At 69.1% G+C, this 19,653-nt stretch carries 15 protein-coding genes, 1 tRNA gene and 1 other RNA gene; 3 read left to right on the top strand and 14 right to left on the bottom strand.

Annotated elements, in window-relative coordinates:
- Positions 1 to 163: 163 nt before the first annotated feature.
- From rnpB to FZ029_RS01945, 6 genes are all read right to left on the bottom strand, one after another.
- Positions 164 to 565: RNase P RNA component class A (gene rnpB, locus FZ029_RS01970), an RNA gene on the bottom strand.
- Between the two features lie 86 nt (positions 566 to 651).
- Entirely contained in the window at positions 652 to 1,344 is a 693-nt protein-coding gene (locus FZ029_RS01965) for an N-acetylmuramoyl-L-alanine amidase (protein WP_149267806.1), read from the bottom strand.
- A complete protein-coding gene (locus FZ029_RS01960; protein ID WP_149198237.1) occupies positions 1,341 to 2,219 on the bottom strand; it encodes an EamA family transporter in 879 nt (292 codons plus the stop codon). The genes FZ029_RS01965 and FZ029_RS01960 overlap by 4 nt, the downstream gene beginning before the upstream one ends.
- A complete protein-coding gene (locus FZ029_RS01955) occupies positions 2,216 to 4,045 on the bottom strand; it encodes an ATP-binding cassette domain-containing protein (RefSeq protein ID WP_149267805.1) in 1,830 nt (609 codons plus the stop codon). Before FZ029_RS01955 ends, FZ029_RS01960 begins: the two co-directional genes overlap by 4 nt.
- A gap of 117 nt (positions 4,046 to 4,162) precedes the next feature.
- Positions 4,163 to 5,293 carry a hypothetical protein gene (locus FZ029_RS01950; protein ID WP_149267804.1) on the bottom strand — a complete coding sequence of 377 codons (1,131 nt, stop codon included), beginning with the start codon at positions 5,291 to 5,293 and terminating at the stop codon, positions 4,163 to 4,165.
- A gap of 124 nt (positions 5,294 to 5,417) precedes the next feature.
- Positions 5,418 to 6,200: a TerB family tellurite resistance protein gene (locus tag FZ029_RS01945; protein ID WP_149267803.1), complete on the bottom strand. Its 783-nt coding sequence runs from the start codon at positions 6,198 to 6,200 to the stop codon at positions 5,418 to 5,420.
- A 285-nt stretch (positions 6,201 to 6,485) separates the two neighbouring features.
- Here FZ029_RS01945 and FZ029_RS01940 point away from each other — a divergent pair, with 285 nt between their 5' ends.
- Positions 6,486 to 7,067, top strand: coding sequence for a GNAT family N-acetyltransferase (locus tag FZ029_RS01940; protein WP_149267802.1), 582 nt, complete (start codon positions 6,486 to 6,488; stop codon positions 7,065 to 7,067).
- A gap of 159 nt (positions 7,068 to 7,226) precedes the next feature.
- Entirely contained in the window at positions 7,227 to 10,910 is a 3,684-nt protein-coding gene (locus FZ029_RS01935) for a hydantoinase B/oxoprolinase family protein (RefSeq protein ID WP_149267801.1), read from the top strand.
- A 164-nt stretch (positions 10,911 to 11,074) separates the two neighbouring features.
- Here FZ029_RS01935 and FZ029_RS01930 read toward each other — a convergent pair whose 3' ends face one another.
- Positions 11,075 to 13,021 carry a sigma-54-dependent Fis family transcriptional regulator gene (locus FZ029_RS01930; protein WP_149267800.1) on the bottom strand — a complete coding sequence of 649 codons (1,947 nt, stop codon included), beginning with the start codon at positions 13,019 to 13,021 and terminating at the stop codon, positions 11,075 to 11,077.
- A 256-nt stretch (positions 13,022 to 13,277) separates the two neighbouring features.
- Here FZ029_RS01930 and FZ029_RS01925 point away from each other — a divergent pair, with 256 nt between their 5' ends.
- The gene (locus FZ029_RS01925; RefSeq protein WP_149267799.1) at positions 13,278 to 14,192 is read left to right on the top strand and encodes a diguanylate cyclase; all 915 of its coding nucleotides are present in this window, start codon (positions 13,278 to 13,280) and stop codon (positions 14,190 to 14,192) included.
- A gap of 112 nt (positions 14,193 to 14,304) precedes the next feature.
- Here FZ029_RS01925 and FZ029_RS01920 read toward each other — a convergent pair.
- The 7 genes from FZ029_RS01920 to cysE all read right to left on the bottom strand — a co-directional run bounded on the left by FZ029_RS01920 (position 14,305) and on the right by cysE (position 19,590).
- Positions 14,305 to 14,379: transfer RNA gene (locus FZ029_RS01920), tRNA-Met, on the bottom strand.
- 169 nt (positions 14,380 to 14,548) lie between these two features.
- Positions 14,549 to 15,712: a tRNA 2-thiouridine(34) synthase MnmA gene (mnmA, locus tag FZ029_RS01915; RefSeq protein ID WP_149267798.1), complete on the bottom strand. Its 1,164-nt coding sequence runs from the start codon at positions 15,710 to 15,712 to the stop codon at positions 14,549 to 14,551.
- A 142-nt stretch (positions 15,713 to 15,854) separates the two neighbouring features.
- Positions 15,855 to 16,184, bottom strand: a complete 330-nt coding sequence (locus FZ029_RS01910) for a ferredoxin family 2Fe-2S iron-sulfur cluster binding protein (RefSeq protein WP_109154173.1) — start codon at positions 16,182 to 16,184, stop codon at positions 15,855 to 15,857.
- Between the two features lie 76 nt (positions 16,185 to 16,260).
- Positions 16,261 to 16,950 carry a molecular chaperone DnaJ gene (locus FZ029_RS01905; protein WP_149267797.1) on the bottom strand — a complete coding sequence of 230 codons (690 nt, stop codon included), beginning with the start codon at positions 16,948 to 16,950 and terminating at the stop codon, positions 16,261 to 16,263.
- Positions 16,951 to 17,150: 200 nt separating this feature from the next.
- Positions 17,151 to 18,290 carry a cysteine desulfurase family protein gene (locus FZ029_RS01900; protein WP_149267796.1) on the bottom strand — a complete coding sequence of 380 codons (1,140 nt, stop codon included), beginning with the start codon at positions 18,288 to 18,290 and terminating at the stop codon, positions 17,151 to 17,153.
- 32 nt (positions 18,291 to 18,322) lie between these two features.
- Positions 18,323 to 18,808 carry an Rrf2 family transcriptional regulator gene (locus FZ029_RS01895; RefSeq protein ID WP_085089868.1) on the bottom strand — a complete coding sequence of 162 codons (486 nt, stop codon included), beginning with the start codon at positions 18,806 to 18,808 and terminating at the stop codon, positions 18,323 to 18,325.
- A complete protein-coding gene (gene cysE / locus FZ029_RS01890; RefSeq protein WP_149267795.1) occupies positions 18,805 to 19,590 on the bottom strand; it encodes a serine O-acetyltransferase in 786 nt (261 codons plus the stop codon). Before cysE ends, FZ029_RS01895 begins: the two co-directional genes overlap by 4 nt.
- Positions 19,591 to 19,653 lie beyond the last annotated feature (63 nt).

Raw genomic sequence — 19,653 nt, 5'->3', positions numbered from 1 at the left:
CGTCCGCCCTGTGGATGACGCGGACAGCTGCCCATGCCGTCCCAGGCCGAACCATCCGATCGGGCGGGGCGGGGGCAAACGGGTGCCACCATGGGGCGCCATGGGATCATGCGCCCGACCGGGGACTCCGGATTGGGATGAACTGGGCAAAGGGTAGGGGGAAAGCGCCAGATGGCCTGTAAGCCGGGTTCTGTATCCCGCCCCAAGGGGCAGGCGATGGCCATTCGTCTGGGACGCCGGTTGCCCGGACGCCTCGCGCGACCAACCCGAGCGGCGGCGCGGAAACGCGCTTGACCCACGCCCGTCCCATTGCGGGGACGGTGGTCGGGCCGCTCCTATTCGGTCTTGCTCCCGGTGGGGTTTACCGTGCCGTCCCCGTTGCCGGGTCCGCGGTGCGCTCTTACCGCACCCTTTCACCCTTACCTGCGTCGAAACGCCGGCGGTTTGCTTTCTGTGGCACTTTCCCTAGGGTCGCCCCCGCCGGCCGTTAGCCGGCACCGTGTTTCCGTGGAGCCCGGACTTTCCTCCCCCGGTCGAAACCGAAGGCGGCCATCCGGCCATCTGGCGCGGTCGTTCATATAGGGAAGCGGCCGTGGGGGCAAATCCCAAATATGGAAGCGCCTCGATCGGACCGACGGCTCATGTGAGACATCACCGCCCGATCAGCCGCAGCAGCGCGCGCAGACGCCGCACCGTTTCGGCATCCGGCACGCCGGTCAGGCATTCGGGGTGGAAGTGGCGCTGGAAGGCCAGCAGAGCCCGCGGTTCGGCCGGGTCGTACCCATAGCGTCCCAGCAGGGTGGCGACCTCCGCATCGGTGAAGGGCCCGTCGTCGGCCTGGGACGGCGTGGGCCAAATCCCCGTTCCCTGCGCGGCGAGGCCCGGCCAGTCGAACAGCTCGCCCGGATCCTCCTTGCGGTCGGGCGCCACGTCGCTATGGCCCAGCACGTCGGCGGCGGCGATCCCGTGGCGCTTCACGATGCCCTGGCACAGCTCGGCCACCGCCGCCATCTGCGCGGGCGGGAAGGGGCGATAGCCGAACTCGTGGCCCGGGTTGACGATCTCGACGCCGATGGAGCGGCTGTTGACGTCCTCCGCCCCGCGCCAGCACGACCGGCCGGCATGCCAGGCACGCCGGTCTTCCGGCACATGGGCGAAGATGGTGCCGTCCTCGTCCACCGTGTAATGGGCGCTGACCTGGGCCGCCGGGTCGCACAGCCGGTCCAGCGCATCGGCGGCGGTGGGCATGCCGGTATAGTGCAGAATCAGCAGCTCCACCCGCGAACCATCGGCCCGTGGGCCGTGGTTGGGGGAGGGGCGGTCGATCCGGCGGAAGGCGCTCATGTCGGATTCGTGACCGTCTGGTTGACCGCCTTCGGCCCACGCCGGACGATCACCGCGACTCCGCCGATGGTCAGCAAACCGCCGATGGCGAGGTTGATCGTCAGCGGATCACCCATCAGCAGTGCACCGCTGGCGACGCCGAAGACCGGCACGGTCAGCAGGTAGGGCATGGTCTGGTTGACGGAATAGCGCCCCAGCAGCGGATACCACAGCCCATAGGCGATGATGGTGACCGCGACCGCCATGTAGACGATCGACGCCCAGCCGACCCAGGTGGAGTTGGCGAGCGCCTCCATCTGTCCATGCTCCAGCAGCAGCGACAGGCCCAGCAACTGCGGCATGGCGAACAGCGCCATCCAGCCGTTGACGGCGAAGCCGTTCACCGACCCGATCAGCTTCATCTGCACGCTCGCCACCGCGAAGGCGAAGCTTGCCGCCAGGATCAGCAGCAGCGAATAGAGCGATTCGCCCAGCCGCGGCTCGCCGGCGATCACCGCCACGCCGGCGAAGGCGGCGGCCATGCCGATACCCCGGCGCCAGCCCAGCTTGTCCTTGAACACCAGCGCGGCCAGCAGGGAGGAAAAGGGCACCTGCGCCTGCGCCGCCAGCGACGCGGTGGCGGCGTCGATCCCCTGCAGCCCGGTGAACATCATCGGGAAATGGATGCTGCCGAGCGTCACCGACAACAGCGCGATCTTCCACAGCTTGTCGCGCGGCACGCGGAAGAAGGGGATGATCAGCACCGCCACCAGGGCAAAGCGCAGGAACATGACGAAGAGCGGCGGGAATTCGGCCAGCGCCCATTTCGCCACGACGAAGTTCAGCCCCCACAGCGCCATCACCACCAGCGCCTGGAGGGTGTGGGCGAAACTCATGCCCTGCCGCCTTCCAGCTCTTCGCGCATCGCTTCCAGCTCCAGCCAGCGCTCCTCCGCCGCGGCGAGCGCCGCCTGCCTGGCGTGCAGCTGCTCGCTGGTCTTCTGGAACTTGGCGGGATCGCGGGTGAACAGGTCGGGGTCGGCCAGCGTCTTCTCCAGCTTGGCGATCTCGGTGCCCAGCCCGTCCATGCGGGCCGGAAGCTCGTCCAATTCGCGCTGATCCTTGTAACTCAGCTTGCCGCGCGGCTTGGCTGCTGCGGCCGGCGCGGCGGCGGCCGGCTTCTGTTTTGCGGCAGCGGCGGGTGCCGCCTTGGCCGGGCGCTGCACCAGATAGTCGGAATAGCCGCCGGCATATTCGGTGGCGGTGCCGTCGCCCTCCAGCACGATGGTGGCGGTCACCAGCCGGTCGAGGAAGTCGCGGTCGTGGCTGACCAGCAGCAGCGTGCCCTGATAGTCGCCCAGCACGTCCTCCAGCAGGTCCAGCGTGTCCATGTCGAGGTCGTTGGTCGGCTCGTCTAGGATCATCATGTTGCTGGGCTTGGCGAACAGCCGGGCCAGCAGCAGCCGGTTGCGCTCGCCGCCCGACAGCGCCTTCACCGGGCTGTCCAGCTGCCGGGTGTCGAACAGGAAGTCCTTGATATAGCCGGCGACATGGCGCGACACGCCGTTGACCATCACCGCGTCGCCGCCGAAGGGGCACAGCACCTTGCGGATGGTGTCCTCCGGGTCCAGTCCCTCGCGCCGCTGGTCGAAATAGGCGGTGTCGAGGCTGGTGCCCAGCTTCACCGTGCCCTCATCGGGGTCCAGCTGGCCGGTCAGCATCTTCAGCAGCGTGGATTTGCCGGCGCCGTTCGGCCCGATCAGCCCCACCCGGTCGCCGCGCAGGATGCGGGTGGAGAAGTTCTTGACGATGGTCTTGCGCCCCTCGGGCGTGTCGAAACCCTTGGAGATGCCGGTCGCCTCGATCACCAGACGGCCGCCGCGCTCGGCCTCGGCGATGGCGAGCTTGGCCTGCTGGCCGCCCTTGATCTGCTCCGCGCGCCCGGCGCGCAGGTCCAGCAGGTTGCGGACGCGTCCCATGTTGCGGGTGCGCCGGGCGGAGATGCCCTCGCGCAGCCACTTCATCTCGCTTTCGATCTTGCGGTCCAGCTTGTGGGCCGCGGCCTCCTCCGCCTCGAACACTTCGGCCTGCCAGGTCTCGAAATCGGCAAAGCCGCGGTCGGTGGCGCGCACCGTGCCGCGGTCGAGCCACAGCGTCCGCTTCGCCAACCGGTTCAGGAAGGCACGGTCGTGGCTGATCAGCAGCAGTCCGCCGCGGAAGGACAGCAACTCCTCCTCCAGCCACTCGATGGTGGGGAGGTCGAGGTGGTTGGTCGGCTCGTCCAGCAGCATGACGTCCGGATTGCCGACCAGCGTGCGGGCCAGCGCCGTCCGGCGCGATTCGCCGCCCGACAGGGTGCGGGGGTCGCGATTGCCGTCCACCTGCAAGCGGTCGAGCACCGCATCGACGCGGTGCGCCTCGTCCTGCTCGTCGGCGGGAAGACCCTGCACGACATAGTCGTGGACCGTGGCGCAGCCGGTGAAGTCCGGTTCCTGCGGCAGATAGGCGAGGCGGGCGCCCGGCTGCACGAAGACGGTGCCGCCATCGGGGTGGATCATCCCGGCCAGCACCTTCATCAGCGTCGACTTGCCCGACCCGTTGCGCCCGACCAGACAGGCGCGGTCACCGCGGCCGATGGACAGGTCGATGCCGTCGAACAGCGGACGGCCGCCGAAGGTGACGGTGACGCCCTGGAGCGCCGTGATGGGTGCGGGAGGAGCCATGGACCGTTCGTACGCCGGAAAATCGAGGGGAGGGGATGGGTTATAGCGTGCCATCCCCCTCCGCCGCGACCCGGAAAAACGGTTGGGCGGGTTGCGTCCCCCGCGATTGCCGGCCTGTTACGCGGTCCCGGTCGGCGTCGGCACCTGCTGTTCCTGCATCTTGAAGCCGAAATAGGTGCCGTTGCTGATGCCGGTCAGCGCCAGCAGGTTGGCCGACAGCTCCGGCATGCCCAGCGTGCGGGTGACCTCGTAGAGGAAGGTGATGCCCAGCACGCCGGTCCAGGCCAGCAGTTGCAGGCGGTGGATGTTGTAGCCGGCGGCGTCGCTCAGCAGGTCGGGCAGCAACCCTTGGGACGGTGGATAGACCTCGGCCAGGCTGGCGGCCATCGCCGCCTGGTCGGGCGGGTTGGCCGCGGCGGCGGCGAGGTAGGCGGCGGCATGCTGGTGGCGCCGGGTGTCGTCGTCGCTCGGCCGGCGGTCCTGGAAGGCGGCCAGGACGGAGGTGCCGCCGACGATCCCCATCAGCGCCATGGTGCCGGTGGTGATGGTGTCCATCGACCCGGTGATGGTCAGGATGGCGACGTAGGAGGCGGTGACGATCCCGCTCCACCACAACAGCTGGAAGCGGGCGAGGCTGTAGGGCGCCCGGTAGTTGGCCGGCATCGGCACGCCGGCGATCGGCGTGATGGCGTCGGTGCGGCCGAAGTGGCGGAAGAAGGCGAACAGGAACAGCGCCGCCACCAGCGCGAACCAGATCGCGGCCAGCCCCAGGTCGCGGTCGCTGGCGCCCTGGATGGAGACCATCTTCGGTGCGGTGGTCATGCCGCCGGTGGCCGGGCCGAAGGCGACCGGCAGGGACTTGGCGCCGGCAAGGCTGAAGAAGCCGCTGAAGGCGGTCTGCCACGCCGCCCGCCGCTGGGCCGCGTCATCGCCGTTGCCGGCGATGGAGGTGGAAGCGGTGCCCACCAGTTCGCCCTTGGACGAGCAGCCGAAGCTGGCGCGGGCGCCGGGAATGGTCTGGCCGTTGGCGACCAGCACCAGGGCCTGCGCGTTCAGCGTCGCGGCCTGCGTGGCGCAGTCGGTGCCGGCCGGCGGCGCCCCCAGGTTCAGTGTCAGCGGCTGTCCCAGCACCACTGTCGTGTCGGCGGCTGCCGTCGGCATCTGCGCCTGCGCGGCGCCGCCCGCCGCAATCGTCGTTCCCAAAACCGCGGCGAAGATCGTCCGGATGATCGTGCGTCGCATCATCATGTCGTCCCCAAAGCGCGCGGGCAACCGATCGCCCGCCCCGCTGGGGACGATATGTCAGGAAACGGGATAAAGCCTACGACAAAGCAATTTCAAATGATCAAAAGCTGTGACGGGACGCGACAAGTCACGACAGCGCAGCGGCTCCCTCCCGTTGGCGGCGAATACGGTCGTAGGCTGCGTTGATCAGCGCGAGCTTCTGGGTGGCAAGATCGATGAATTCCTGCGGCATGCCCTGGGCGATCAGCCGGTCCGGGTGGTGTTCGCGCACCAGCGCCCGGTGGGCGGTCTTCACCGCATCGTCATCGGCGTGACGCGACACGCCCAGCACCGCGTATGGGTCCGATTCGGCCGGGCCGCCGGCCAGATGGTGGCCGGCGACGATGCGGCGGAAGTCGGCGTCGTCGAAGCCGAAGATCGTGGCGACGGTATGCAGATACTCCACCTCCGTCTCGTGCAGTTCGTCGTCGGCTTCGGCGATCATCAGCAGGCTGTCGAGCAGCTCCTCCAGCACCGCGTGCTTGTCCTCGAACAGCTTGGCGATCTGGCGGGCATACTCATCGAACCCGCGGGTGTCGCGGCGGGCAAGGTCGAAGACGCGACCGACATTGTCCAGTTCCTCCGCCGGGACGCGGAACAGCCGCTTGAAGGTGTCGACCTCCACCCGCTTCACCACGCCGTCGGCCCGCGCCATCTTGGCGGCCAGCGCGATCACGCCGATGGTGAAGGCGACGGTCTGCTTGGCCGCTTCGGCATCGGCGTCGCTCATGCCCCGGCGCGGCTGGTCGTCCGGGCCGCAGGGCGACCACAGGTCGACCGCATGCCCGGCCAGACCGCCCAGCAGGGCGCCGATCGGCCCGCCGGTGAACAGGCCGGCCGCGCCGCCCAGGATCTTGCCCCATATGCTCATACTACGCCCTTATGTCCGCAGGCTCCCCAACCAGGGGCAGCATAGCGACCGGAAGAAGGTGGGCCAACTGTGGCGTGCCGGCAACAGGCCAGCATTGTTCGCATTGCGAAGTTCTAATAAGCGCTTGCGATTCCCGTCGCCCACGCCATGTTGCAATGCAACAAAGAGTGCCGGTGAGAGCGCCGGCCACGACAATGACGGTGCCCTCCGGTGGCGGCGCCGGAGCCTGGGGAAAAACGTTCTGCGCGAATGCGTTTTCGGATTTCGAGAACCGTGAGCAGAGCCATGCCTGTCATCCGCAAGATCCTGCCGACCGAACTGCCCCAGTACCGGGCGCATCTTCTCCGCCTCGACCGGGCGGACCGCTATGCCCGCTTCACCGGCACCCTGTCGGACGAGGCGGTGGAGCGGCACTGCGCGGCCATCGACTGGGGCCGGACGGTCATTCTCGGCGCATTCGAGAACGGCGTGCTGCGCGGCGCGGTGGAACTCTGCGGCGACCGCATCCTCTGGCCGCAACAGGCGGAGTTCGGCATCAGCGTCGAATCGACCCTGCAGGGCAAGGGCGTCGGCAGCACGCTGGTCCGCCGCATCCTGACCGTCGCCCGCAACCGCGGCATCCGCCATGTCCACATGATGTGCCTGTCGGAGAATGTCCGCATGCGTGCGCTGGCCCGCCGTTTCGGCGGCCGGCTGGCGCTGGACAGCGGCGAGATCACCTCGCGCTTCGAGCTGCCGCCGCCCAACCAGTTCTCCCTCGCCCTGGAAGCATTGGAGGATGGGACCGGCGCCTTCAACAGCATCCTGTCCGGCAACGCCATTCTCGGCCGCCTGCCCACCCCGTCGCCGCAGCGGCTTGCCGCCTGAGCGGCGGGGCCCTTCATCGGTGATCCTGTGTTCTTTCCGCCGCTTCCCAACCTCCTGATGGGGACGGGCCACTCAAGCGGTTGAAATTCGCTGCCGGATCGCGAAACTCCGGCCCACGCGCGGTGCGGTTGCCGCGCATGGAATTCGGCGGGTGCGACGATGGGTGAGACGGAGAACGCGGCGGTGGCCGGAGGGACGGTGGCCGGAGCGGCGGAGACCAGGCCGGCCCGGTGGCAGTTCTGGGTGGATCGCGGCGGCACCTTCACCGACATCGTCGGCCGCCGGCCCGACGGGTCGGTCGTGACCCACAAGCTGCTGTCGGAAAATCCGGAGCGCTATGCCGACGCCGCCGTCCAGGGCATCCGCGACCTGCTGGGCCTGAAGCCGGGCCAGCCGATCCCGCCGGACATGGTGGAGGTGGTGAAGATGGGCACCACCGTCGCCACCAACGCCCTGCTGGAACGCAAGGGCGAGCCGACCGTCCTGCTCATCACCGAAGGGCTGGGCGACCAGCTGCGCATCGGCCATCAGGCCCGGCCGAAGATTTTCGCCCGCCACATCCATCTGCCCGACCAGCTCTATTCCCATGTGGTGGAGGTGCCGGAACGGGTGATGGCCGACGGCCGGGTGCTGAAGCCGGTCGACCTGCACGCCGTCCGCCGCGGGCTGGAGGAGGCCTACCGCCAGGGCTTCCGCGCCGCCGCCATCGCGCTGATGCACGGCTACCGCTATCCGGAGCATGAACGGCAGGTCGCCTCGCTGGCCCGCGCGGTCGGCTTCACCCAGGTCTCCGTCAGCCATCTCGTCAGCCCGCTGATGAAGCTGGTCGGCCGCGGCGACACCACGGTGGCCGACGCCTACCTCTCGCCGGTGCTGCGCCGCTATGTCGACCGGGTCGCCAATGACCTCAGCGTCGACGGCACGCCGGTGCCGCTGATGTTCATGCAGTCAAACGGCGGCCTGACCGACGCCCGCCGCTTCCAGGGCAAGGACGCCATCCTGTCCGGTCCCGCCGGCGGCGTGGTCGGCGCGGTGCGCACCGCCGGGATGGCCGGTTTCGACCGGGTCATCGGCTTCGACATGGGCGGCACCTCCACCGACGTGTCGCATTATGCCGGCGAGTATGAGCGCGCCTTCGACGCGGTGGTGGCCGGCGTGCGGGTGCGGGCGCCGATGATGCACATCCATACGGTGGCGGCCGGCGGCGGCTCGCTCTGCGTCTTCGACGGCACCCGCTTCCGTGTCGGGCCGGACAGTGCCGGCGCCAATCCGGGTCCTGCCTGCTACCGCCGCGGCGGGCCGCTGACCGTCACCGACTGCAACGTCATGGTCGGCAAGATCCAGCCGCGCTTCTTCCCCCATGTCTTCGGGCCCAACGGCGACCAACCGCTGGATGCCGACGTGGTGAAGGCCCGCTTCACCGAACTGGCCGCCACCGTCAACGCCAAGCTCGGCACGACGATGACCCCGCAGGAGGTCGCCGAAGGCTTCCTGCGCATTGCCGTCGACAACATGGCCAACGCCATCAAGAAGATTTCCGTCGAGCGCGGCTATGACGTCACCGGCTACACGCTGAACGGCTTCGGCGGGGCGGCGGGCCAGCATGTCTGCGCCGTCGCCGACGCGCTGGGCATGACGCGGGTCTTCCTGCACCCGCAGGCCGGCGTTCTGTCGGCCTACGGCATCGGGCTGGCCGACACCGTCGCCATCCGCGAGCGCGCGGTGGAAGGTCCGCTGAGCGACGCCGTGGTCGACCGGCTGACCATGCTGTTCACCGACCTGGAGACCGAAGGGCGGACGGAACTGACCCGCCAGGGCGTCGCCGCCGACCGGCAGGCGATCAACCGCCGCGTCCACCTGAAGGCCGCCGGTTCCGACACCACGCTGACCGTTGCCTTCGGCTCGAAGGTGGCGATGACCAAGTCCTTCGAGGAGGCGCACCGCCGCCGCTACGGTTTCCTCACCCCCGGCACCGCGCTGGAGGTGGAGTCGGTGACCCTGGAGGCCGTCGGCCTGACCGACGTTCTGGAGGATCCGGAGCTTCCCGCCACCACCGCGGTGCTGCCGCGCCGGCTCGCCACCGTTGCCGTCCACAGCGCAGGCCAGCGCCGCGAGGCGCCGCTCTACGACCGCCGCCAGCTTCAGCCCGGCAACCGCGTCGTCGGCCCGGCGATCCTTGCCGAAGCCGTCTCCACCACCGTGGTCGAGCCGGGCTGGATGGCGGAGGTCACCCGCAAGAACCATCTGGTGCTGACCCGGCTGGAGCCGGCGACCCAGCGTCAGGCCGCCGGCATCAAGGGCGGGGCGAAGGTCGATCCGGTGATGCTGGAGGTCTTCAACAACCTGTTCATGTCCATCGCCGAGCGGATGGGCGTGACGCTGGAGAAGACCGCCCGGTCGGTGAACATCAAGGAGCGGCTGGACTTCTCCTGCGCCCTGTTCGACCGCGAGGGCGGGCTGATCGCCAACGCCCCGCACATGCCGGTCCATCTGGGGTCGATGGGCGAGAGCGTGCGTGCCGTCATCGAACGGCGTGGCGGGAGCTTCACCGCGGGCGAATGCTTTGCGCTGAACGATCCCTACCATGGCGGCACCCATCTGCCGGACATCACCGTCGTCTCCCCGGTTTTCGACGAGGCGGGCAAGGACCTGCTGTTCTTCGTCGCCTCGCGCGGCCATCACGCCGACGTCGGCGGCATCACCCCCGGCTCCATGCCGCCGGACAGCAAGACCATCGCCGACGAGGGCGTGCTGCTGGACTGTGTGCAACTGGTGGAGAACGGCCAGTTCCGCGAGGAGGCCATGCTGGAGCTTCTGCGCTCCGGCCCGCATCCGGCGCGCAATCCGGCGCAGAACATCGGTGACCTGAAGGCGCAGGTGGCGGCCAACGAGCAGGGCACCCGCGAACTGCACCGCGTCGTCCGCCTGCACGGCCTGTCCACCGTCATCGCCTATATGCGCCACGTTCAGGACAATGCCGAGGAGCAGGTCCGCCGCGCCATCGGCGTGCTGAGCGACGGCGACTTCGCGGTGACGCTGGACAACGGCGCGGTCATCAAGCTGCGGGTGTCGATCGACCATGCCGCCCGCTCGGCGATCGTCGATTTCTCCGGGACCAGCACCCAGCTGACCAACAACTTCAACGCCCCCTCGGCGGTCTGCCGGGCGGCGGTGCTGTATGTCTTCCGCTGTCTGGTGGACGACGAGATCCCGATGAACGAGGGCTGCCTGCGCCCCATCGAGATCGTCATCCCGCCCGGTTCCATGCTGTCGCCCAACCCGCCCGCCGCGGTGGTGGCCGGCAACGTGGAGACCAGCCAGTGCATCGTCGACGCGCTGTTCGGCGCGCTGGGGGTGATGGCATCGGCCCAGGGGACGATGAACAACACCACCTTCGGCAACGAGTGGCACCAGTATTACGAGACGGTCTGCGGCGGCTCCGGCGCCGGCAACGGCTTCGACGGCACCGATGCGGTGCAGACCCACATGACCAACTCGCGCCTAACCGATCCGGAGGTGCTGGAATGGCGCTTCCCGGTGCTGGTGGAGAGCTTCCGCATCCGTCGAGGCTCGGGCGGGGCAGGGCGCTGGCGCGGCGGGGACGGCGTGATCCGCCGCCTGCGCTTCCTGGAGCCGATGACCGCCGCCATCCTCGCCAACCACCGCAAGATCGCCCCGTTCGGCCTGAAGGGCGGTGCCGACGGTGCGGTCGGCCGGACCTGGGTCCAGCGCACCGACGGCAGCGTTCAGGAACTGGCCTCGCAGGACAGCACCGCCATGCGGCCGGGCGACGCCCTGGTGGTGGAGACGCCGGGCGGCGGCGGGTTCGGGGCGGTGGGGTAAGGGGAGGGGTTGAGGGCGTGATGCCCCCTCCCTAACCCTCCCCCGCCTTCGGCGGGAGAGGGGACTGCCGCCACTCCTTTGCATCACTCCCGCAAAGCTCCTGCCCCCTCTCCCGCATAGCGGGGGAGGGATGGGGAGGGGGCAAACCCGCCGCAGAAGCCCCCTCACTCCGTCCGATGCGGCGCCACGATGCCGAAGCGGTGCATCTGCCGATGGACGGTGGAACGGTCGACCCCCATCGCCCGCGCCGTCGCCGACACGTTCCAGTGGTGCCGCCGCAAAGTCTCGCGTAGCCGGGTGGCCGGGTCCTCCTCCGCCTCGGGCTTTGCCGCCACTTCCGCCGGCCAGGCCTGGAACATGCCGCTGTGCTGCACCGGCTCCGGAATGTCGTCGAGGTCGATCAGCCCGCCGTCGCTGACCGCGCAGGCATAGTCCAGCGCATTCACCAGTTCCCGCACGTTCCCCGGCCAGCCGTGGCCGCGCAGAGCCGCCAGCGCCGCCGGGGTCAGCCGGTAGCCGACGCCGTCGCGCTCCGTCCGCTCGGTCAGCAGCCGTTCGATCAGCCACTCCAGGTCACCGCGCTGGCGGAGCGGCGGCACGGTGAAGACCGCGCCATTGAGACGAAAGTACAAGTCGTCGCGGAACTTGCCGGCCTTGACCAGTTCCACCAGATCGCGGTGAGTGGCGCCGATGACGCGGACATCCACCGAAACCGCCTTGGTCCGGCCGATCGGCGTCACCTCCCGCTCCGCCAGCACCCGCAGCAGGCGGGTCTGGGACGACAGCGGCATGTCGCCGATCTCGTCCAGGAACAGGGTGCCGCCGTCCGCCTCCAGGATCAGCCCCTTCTTGCCGCGCGCCGTCGCCCCGGTGAAGGACCCGGGCTCGTAACCGAACAGCTCGCTCTCGATCAGGTTTTCCGGAAGCGCGGCGCAGTTGATGGCGACGAAGGGCTTGTTGCGGCGGATACTGGCCTTGTGCAGCGCCTTGGCCAGATGTTCCTTGCCGGTGCCGGTCTCGCCATGGATCAGCAGGCTCATGCGGGTGTTGACCAGCTTCGCCGCCCGCGTCAGCACCGCCTTCAACGCCGGATCGCCGCCGGACACCACGCGCAACGGCTCCGGAAGCGTATCGCCGCCATGGTCCGGCACGTGGCTGCGCGGCAATGACACGGCGGGCGGCGGCATCGCCTGGGCGAACAGCGGCAGGCCGGTGCGGCGCAGGCGGAGCGTGCGTTGCTCGGTCGGCAGCGAGCGGACGAAATGAACCAGATCGTCCACCTCGCAGTCGAACAGTTCGGCGAAGGACCGGCCGAGCGGCGACATCCCATCCTCCACCAACAGGTCGCGGGCCTTGTGGTTGAAGCCGACCACCCGCCCGCCGCCGTCCAGCGCCAGCACGAAATCGGGATCGACCTCCGCGAACTCCTGCGACGCCGACAGCTTCACCACCCAGTCGCGGCGGAAGTTGTTGTAGAGATTGGCGGTTTCGATCTTGTGGACATAGGCCCGCACCATCTGCAGCGCCAGATACTGGCTGATCTTCGGCTCCGGCGAATGCAGGGCGGAGATGTCCAGCACGGCGGCCAGTTCGCCGCCGCTGTCGAAGACCGGGGCCGCCGTGCAGGTCAGCGGGATGTGGGTGGAGTCGAAATGGTCGGTCTGGTGCACGGTCAGCGCCTGGGTGGTGGCGATGCAGGTGCCGACCGCGCAGGTGCCGGCATGCCCCTCGTTCCAGTCAGCCCCCAAATACAGCCCGGCCCGGCGCAGATGGTTGTCGAAGGTCGGATCGCCGATGAAGTCCACCGTGACGCCGTTGCTGTCGGTCAGCAGCAGGACATAACCCATGCCGGCCACCTGCCGGTACAGCGCCTCCAGCCCGAAGCGGGCCATGCGCAGGAACTCGTCCATCGCGTCGCGATGCTCGCGCAGCCGCTCCTGCGGCAGGATGTGCGGCTCTCGCCCGACGGTGGGGTCCAGCTTGTGGTCGGCGACGCAGCGGCGCCAGGAGCTTTCGATGATCGGATCGCGGGCGGACCGCAAGCCGGCGGAGACACGGCCAGTGGAGACACGGACGAGTTCATCGATGTGGGCCGCGCGCGCGCTGTCCATGGTCGTGGCTCCCGCAGTCATCGTCCGCTTGTCCCGCGAACATATTTATATGGAACAGTACCAACCGGCCGACCCGATAGGCAACATGTGCAAAAGCATCAGACCGCCCCACCGGCGGGGCCACGCCATGCCCGTCGGCATACCTGCGTATGACCCCCCGCCTTTCGTTATCCTTCTGCGACATCACGTTAAGGACATTTGCACAACTCGGGTCTCATGCTCCATAAACGGGCAGGGATCGCCGGGAGCTTTCGATTTGCGGATTCTGATCGTCGACGATTCACCGCGCCACCTGACCATGATGGTGTATGAGCTGAACAAGCTCGGCTACGCCACCAGCGTGGTCCACAGCGGTACCGCCGCCATCGAAGCGGTGGCGAACGAGCGTTTCGACGTGGTGATGGCCGACATCCGTCTGGCCGACATGACCGGCATCGAGCTGTGCTGGCATCTGCGCACCGCCCAGGGGCTTCGCCACCTCTATCTGATCCTGATGATCCCCGGCAGCATGACCGACCAGTTCCATGAACTGGTGGAGGCCGGCGCCGACGAGTTCCTGCGCAAGCCGCTCGACTGGAAATGGACCGCGGCGCGTCTGCTGGCGGCCTCGCGTGTCGTGGCGATGCAGCGCGACCTGGAACGGCTGGCGACCACCGACGCCCTGACCGGCGCCATGAACCGCCGCCGCTTCCTGGAAAGGGGGGCTGAAGAGTTTACCCGCTCGCGACGATACGAGCGTCCGCTGTCGGTGGTGATGCTGGATATCGACCACTTCAAGCGCGTCAACGACACCCACGGCCACGCCACCGGCGACGAGGCGATCCGCAACACCGTGCGCGCCTGCAAGGACACCCTTCGGTCCTGCGACCTCATCGGCCGTCTGGGCGGCGAGGAGTTCGCCGTGGTGATGCCCGAAACCTCGCCGGTGAATGCCTTCGCCGCCGCCCAGCGCCTGCGGCAGGCGATCGCCGCCCGACCGGTGAAGCTGGAGGACGGCGGCGAACTGTATCTGACCGTCAGCCTTGGCCTGAGCTGGCTGACCGGGCCCGACACCGGCATCGAACCGCTTCTGGCCCGCGCCGACGCCGCCCTCTACCGCGCCAAGAACGCCGGCCGCAACCGCGTGGAGGTCGAACCGCAGATCGCACTGCCGAAGTCGATCACGGGGTAGAGGGGCGATCGACTCCCGCGTTCGCCACACCACAATCGATGCAGCGACAAACTGATGGTGTGCAAAGAAAAACCCCCTGACTTCCTTCCGGAAATCAGGGGGTTTTCTGTGATGGTAGCAGCGGAGGGATTTGAACCCCCGACCAAGGGATTATGATTCCCCTGCTCTACCACTGAGCTACGCTGCCATCGTGAGCGCCGTTGTTGGCGTTTCCGCCGCCGTTGGCTACCATCGTGTCCCGTCGTTGCCGCCGGGAGCCGCTATATAGGATAGGGCGACTTGGCCTGTCAACGCGGAATTTTCAGGGGGTGCGATTTTTTTCGGCCGGTCAGCGGAAAGCTGCCTAACCCCCTGATTCAGGCCACCGTTTCACCCGCCTCCATGGCCTCGGCCGCACCCCCGGCCGTGCCGGAAATCCAGCCGCCGCCCAGCACGCGGTCGCCCTGATAGACGACGCAGGCCTGACCGGGAGCGATGCCGTGCTGGGGCTCCAGCAACTCGACCCGCGCGGTGCCGTCGGGGCCGGCACGCCACCGGGCGGGGGCGGCCGGCTGGGCGGAGCGCAGCTTCACCGACACCTCGATGCCGGTACCCTCGGCCAGATCGGGACCCAGCCAGTTCACGTCGCGCACCATCACCAGCGAGCGGGCGAGGTCGCGGCGTGGGCCGACGACGACGCGGCGGCGGGCGGGCTCCAGGCGGACGACATAGAGCGCCTCCTCCTCCTGGCCGCGGATGCCGCCGATGCCCAGCCCCTTGCGCTGGCCGACGGTGTAGTGGACGACCCCCTTGTGGCGGCCCAGCACCCGGCCGTCGACATGGACGATGTCGCCGGGCTCGACGGAGCCGGGGCGCAGCTTCGCCACCACCTCGGCATAATTGCCGTTGGGGACGAAGCAGATGTCCTGGCTGTCGGGCTTGGCCGCAACCTCCAGCCCGTGGCGCTCGGCCAGCGCGCGGGTCTCCGGCTTGGTCAGGCCGCCCAGCGGGAAGCGCAGGAACTCCAACTGCTCGCGCGTGGTGGCGAACAGGAAATAGCTCTGGTCCTTGGCCGGATCGACGGCGCGGTGCAACTCGGCACCCTGCGGGCCGGCGATGCGGCGGACGTAATGGCCGGTGGCGAGCGCGTCGGCACCCAGGTCGCGGGCGGTGTTCAGCAGGTCGCGGAACTTGACGCGCTGGTTGCAGCGCACGCAGGGGATCGGCGTCTCGCCGCGCAGATAGCTGTCGGCGAAATCGTCCATCACGTCCTGGCTGAAGCGGCCCTCGTAATCCAGGACGTAATGCGGGATGCCGATGCGGTCGGCGACCTGACGGGCGTCGTAGATGTCCTGTCCGGCGCAGCAGGCGCCCGGCTTTTGCAGGGCAAGGCCGTGGTCGTAAAGCTGCAGCGTGATGCCGACGACGTCATAGCCCTCCTCCCGCAGAACGGCTGCGGTGACGGAGGAATCCACCCCGCCGGACATCGCGACAACGACGCGGGTGTCCTGGGGGCGCTTGGAAAGACCGAGGGAGTTCATGGCGCCCTATATAAGGCGGGCAGGCGCCCGGAAAAGGTAGGAAAGCAGGGCAGGGACAGGGGAACGGCAGGAAAAGAGGGCCGCCGGGCACCACATCGCGCGACGCGGACCCCGGCGGCCGGAACAGGGTTCCCCTGGACCGTCACTTCATCGCGTTGTTGCTGCCGCCCGGCAGGCGGACGATCAGACCGTCCAACTCTTCGGTCATGATGATCTGGCAGCCCAGGCGCGAGGTCTTGGTCAGGCCGAAGGCGAGGTCCAGCATGTCCTCCTCGTCCTCCTGCGCATCCGGCAGGACGTCGAACCATTCCGGCTCGATCACGACATGGCAGGTGGAGCAGGCCAGCGAGCCCTCGCAAGCGCCTTCCAGGTCCAGGCTGTTCTTGTGCGCGATCTCCAGCACGGACAGGCCGAGCGGGGCGTCCACCTCGCGGCGGGTGCCATCGGGCTCGATGAAGGTCATCTTGGGCATGGGGTCCTCGTTCCTTTAAGGTTGCCTAGCGGTTGTAAGGGGCGGTTGTAAGAGGCGATTGTCAGGGAAAAGCGGATCAGGGCCGCGGCGGTGTCAGGGCGGCGCGGCGGTCGCGGACGTCGGCGGCCAGCGCCTCCAGCCGTTCCAGCCGGGCCAGGATGCGGGCGGCACCGTCGGAGGCCGGCGGGCTTTCCGGGCCGGAGGCCGTCTGCGCCTTGCGGAAGGCGGGGGTGAGATACTTGATGCAGGCCTCGACCCGCTGGCTGAGGTCCGCCCCGATGCGGTCCAACTCCAGCGCGTCCTCGGCGCGGGACAGCCGGGTGGCGAGGTCGGCGATCTCTTCATCCCCATTGCCGTCCGCGTCGTCGACGGCCGGCGTGGCGCCCAGCAGGGTCAGCAGCGCATGGGCGCGGCGGATTGGATCGCGCAGCACGTCATAGGCGTCGCGCAGGGCCTCGACCTGGGCCTTGGCGTTGGCCTGCTGGCGCGGGCCGCGGGCGGCGAAGCGATCCGGGTCCATGGCGCGGGTGAAGCCGGCATGCTGCTTCGACAACTGCTCCAGATCGATGTCGAAGCGGCGTTCCAGCCCCAGCCGGGTGAAGGGGTCGAGCGGCCGCGGCGGCTGGGCCGCACCGCAGGCGTGGCAGAACAGGGCGCGCGGCGCCACCGAGCGGCCGCAGGTGCCGCAGGGCTCCAGATCGCCGGCGATGGCGCCGGAAATTCCGCCGCTGCTGTTGCCGGGCGGGCCGGATTTGGAACGGGTCATGCGCACAGTCCGTCAAAACGCCGAAAGGATCGGCCGATAGGATCGATACCCCGACATCAGGCCGCCACTGCAAGCCGGCGGGCCTTCCGCGGGGTCATACCCATAAGCCGCAGCCGGCGCAATGCGCGAATGCGGACTTTCCGGGCGGGGGACAGATGGTCGCGCGGGCATGGCGGGCGGCAGGCCGCCGACAGCGGAACTCAGCCATCCGCAGACGCGCTTCGCCGCGCCATCGCGGTCCAGGCCGTCAGGAAGCGGTCGACCGCCTCGTCGTCGCTGGTCCAGCCCAGGCTGACACGGATGGCGCTGGCCGCGGACCGGTCGTCCTCGCCCATCGCCGCCAACACATGGGACGGCTTCACCTTGCCGCTGGAACAGGCCGATCCGGCGCTGACCGCCACCCCAGCGAGGTCCAGCGTCATCACCTGGGTCTCGCCGGGCAGGCCGGGCAGCATCAGGCAGCTGGTGTTGGCGACCCGCGCTGCACCGGCCCCCATCACCTGGGCGCGCGGCACGGCGGCCAGCGCCTCGCGCTCCAGCCGGTCGCGCAGGGCCGCGAGGTCGGCGGCCTCCGCCAAACCCTCCCGCGCCAGCCTTGCGGCGGCGCCGAAACCGACGATGCCCAGCAGGTTCTCGGTGCCAGCCCGCTTCCGCCGTTCCTGTCCGCCGCCGCGGATCAGCGCGTCGGGCTCCAGCCCTTCGGCCAGGACCAGCGCGCCGACGCCGGTCGGGCCGCCCAGCTTGTGGGCCGACAGCGTCATCAGGTCGACGCCGAGGTCGGGCAGCGACAGCGGCAGCCGCCCGGCGGCCTGCACCGCGTCGCAATGGACCAGCGCGCCATGGGCATGGGCGATGCGGGCGGCCTCGGCCACCGGCTGGATCACTCCGGTCTCGTTGTTGACCAGCATCAGCGAGACCAGAGCCGGACCGTCCGCAGCGGCGAGCCGGCGCTCCAGCTCCTCCAGGTCGGCGACGCCGTCGCGGGTTACGCCGAAGCGCTCCGCATCGGGCCAAGCGGCCAGCACCGACTCATGCTCGATGGCGGAGGTCAGCAGCCGTCGGCCGGGGAAGCCGCGCAGCGCGAAGTTGTTCGCCTCCGTCCCGCTGCCGGTGAACAGCACCTGCGCCGGCTTCACGCCCGCCAGTGCCGCGACGGCGGCGCGCGCCTCCTCCACCGCCCGGCGGGCGCTGCGGCCGAAGGCGTGAACGGAGGACGGGTTGCCGACCAGATCCATCGCCTGACCCATCGCCGCCTTGACCTCCGGCTTCAGCGGAGCGGTGGCGTTATGGTCGAGATAGACACCGGTCCGCCGGAAGGGGGAAACGAACGGGACGGTCACTTTTCAGGCACGCTCAGCAGCGATGGCAAATCTCATTCGGCGGCGGCGACCGCGGTGCTGTCGGCGGCCGGGGCCGGACGCAGCAGGTTCAGGCCGCTGGTGCCGATGATCCGCCGCTCCACCACGTCGGCGACGGTGACCGAGCTGAGATACATATGGATCTGGTTGCCCAGTTCTTCCCACAGGTCATGGGTCAGGCAGCGCGAGCGGTTGGTGCGACAGCCCTGCGGCGTGCCGTTGGCGCAGCGGGTGGTGCGGATCGGCTCGTCCACCGCCAGGATGATGTCGGACACGCGGGTGGCGTCGGCCGGATGGGCCAGCAGATAGCCGCCGCCGGGGCCGCGCACGCTCTTGACCAGCCCGCCCTTGCGCAGCTTGGCGAACAGCTGTTCCAGATAGGACAGCGAGATTTCCTGCCGCTCCGCGATGTCCGCCAGCGCGACCGGGCTGCCCTGGCTGGTGGCGGCCAGATCGACCATCGCCATCACGGCATAGCGTCCCTTGGTGCTGAGTCTCATCGCGATTCTCCTTGTGCTTCGTGCATCCCGCCATTGTGGGACGCCACCGTCTCTAGCGGTGTGGGTGTTGAACGGGGGAGGGCGGCGGACGGGCGGTCCGCCTCCAGCTCGCCGACACGGGCCTGCAGCGCCGTCACCTGATCGAGCAGGCCGGTCAGCGCGCGGGCGACCGGGTCGGGGATCTCGCCGCAGGGGGTGCCGTAGGGCATGAATTTCCGGGTTTCCGCGCGGTCTCGCGGCACGACCGGCTTGGCCGGGATGCCGACCACCGCGGTGTCGGCGGGCACGTCGGCCACCACCACCGCGTTGGCGCCGATGCGCGCGCCGCGCCCGATGGAGATGGCGCCCAGGATCTTGGCGCCGGCGCCGACGATCACGCCGTCGCCCAGCGTCGGATGGCGCTTGCCGGGATTGAGGGAGGTGCCGCCCAGCGTCACCCCATGATAGAGCATGACGTCGTCGCCGATTTCCGCCGTTTCGCCGATCACCACGCCCATGCCATGGTCGATGAAGAAGCGCCGGCCGATGGTGGCGCCCGGATGGATTTCGATGCCGGTCAGGGAGCGGGCGATCTGGGAGATCAGCCGGGCGGTCGTGTGCCAGCCGGCGTCGCGGGCGCGCCGGGCGATGCGGTGGAGCACGATGGCATGCAAGCCGGGGTAGCAGAGCGCCACCTCCAGCCGGGACCGGGCGGCGGGGTCCCGCGCCATGATCCCATCGATCTCTTCGCGAAGATGCTTGAACACGCCATCACCCGCCGTGGTATAGTCCGCCGCTCTCATCGGCCGCCCGCGCCCGGCTTCGGCCTGTCGGACCCTCGCGGTTCAGGACCTTTCCGGTTCGTA

The organism is Azospirillum sp. Sh1, from assembly GCF_008365135.1.
Lineage (GTDB): Bacteria > Pseudomonadota > Alphaproteobacteria > Azospirillales > Azospirillaceae > Azospirillum > Azospirillum oryzae.
Note: the sequence above shows the minus strand (reverse complement) of the source record. Positions and strands in the feature narration are given on the sequence as shown.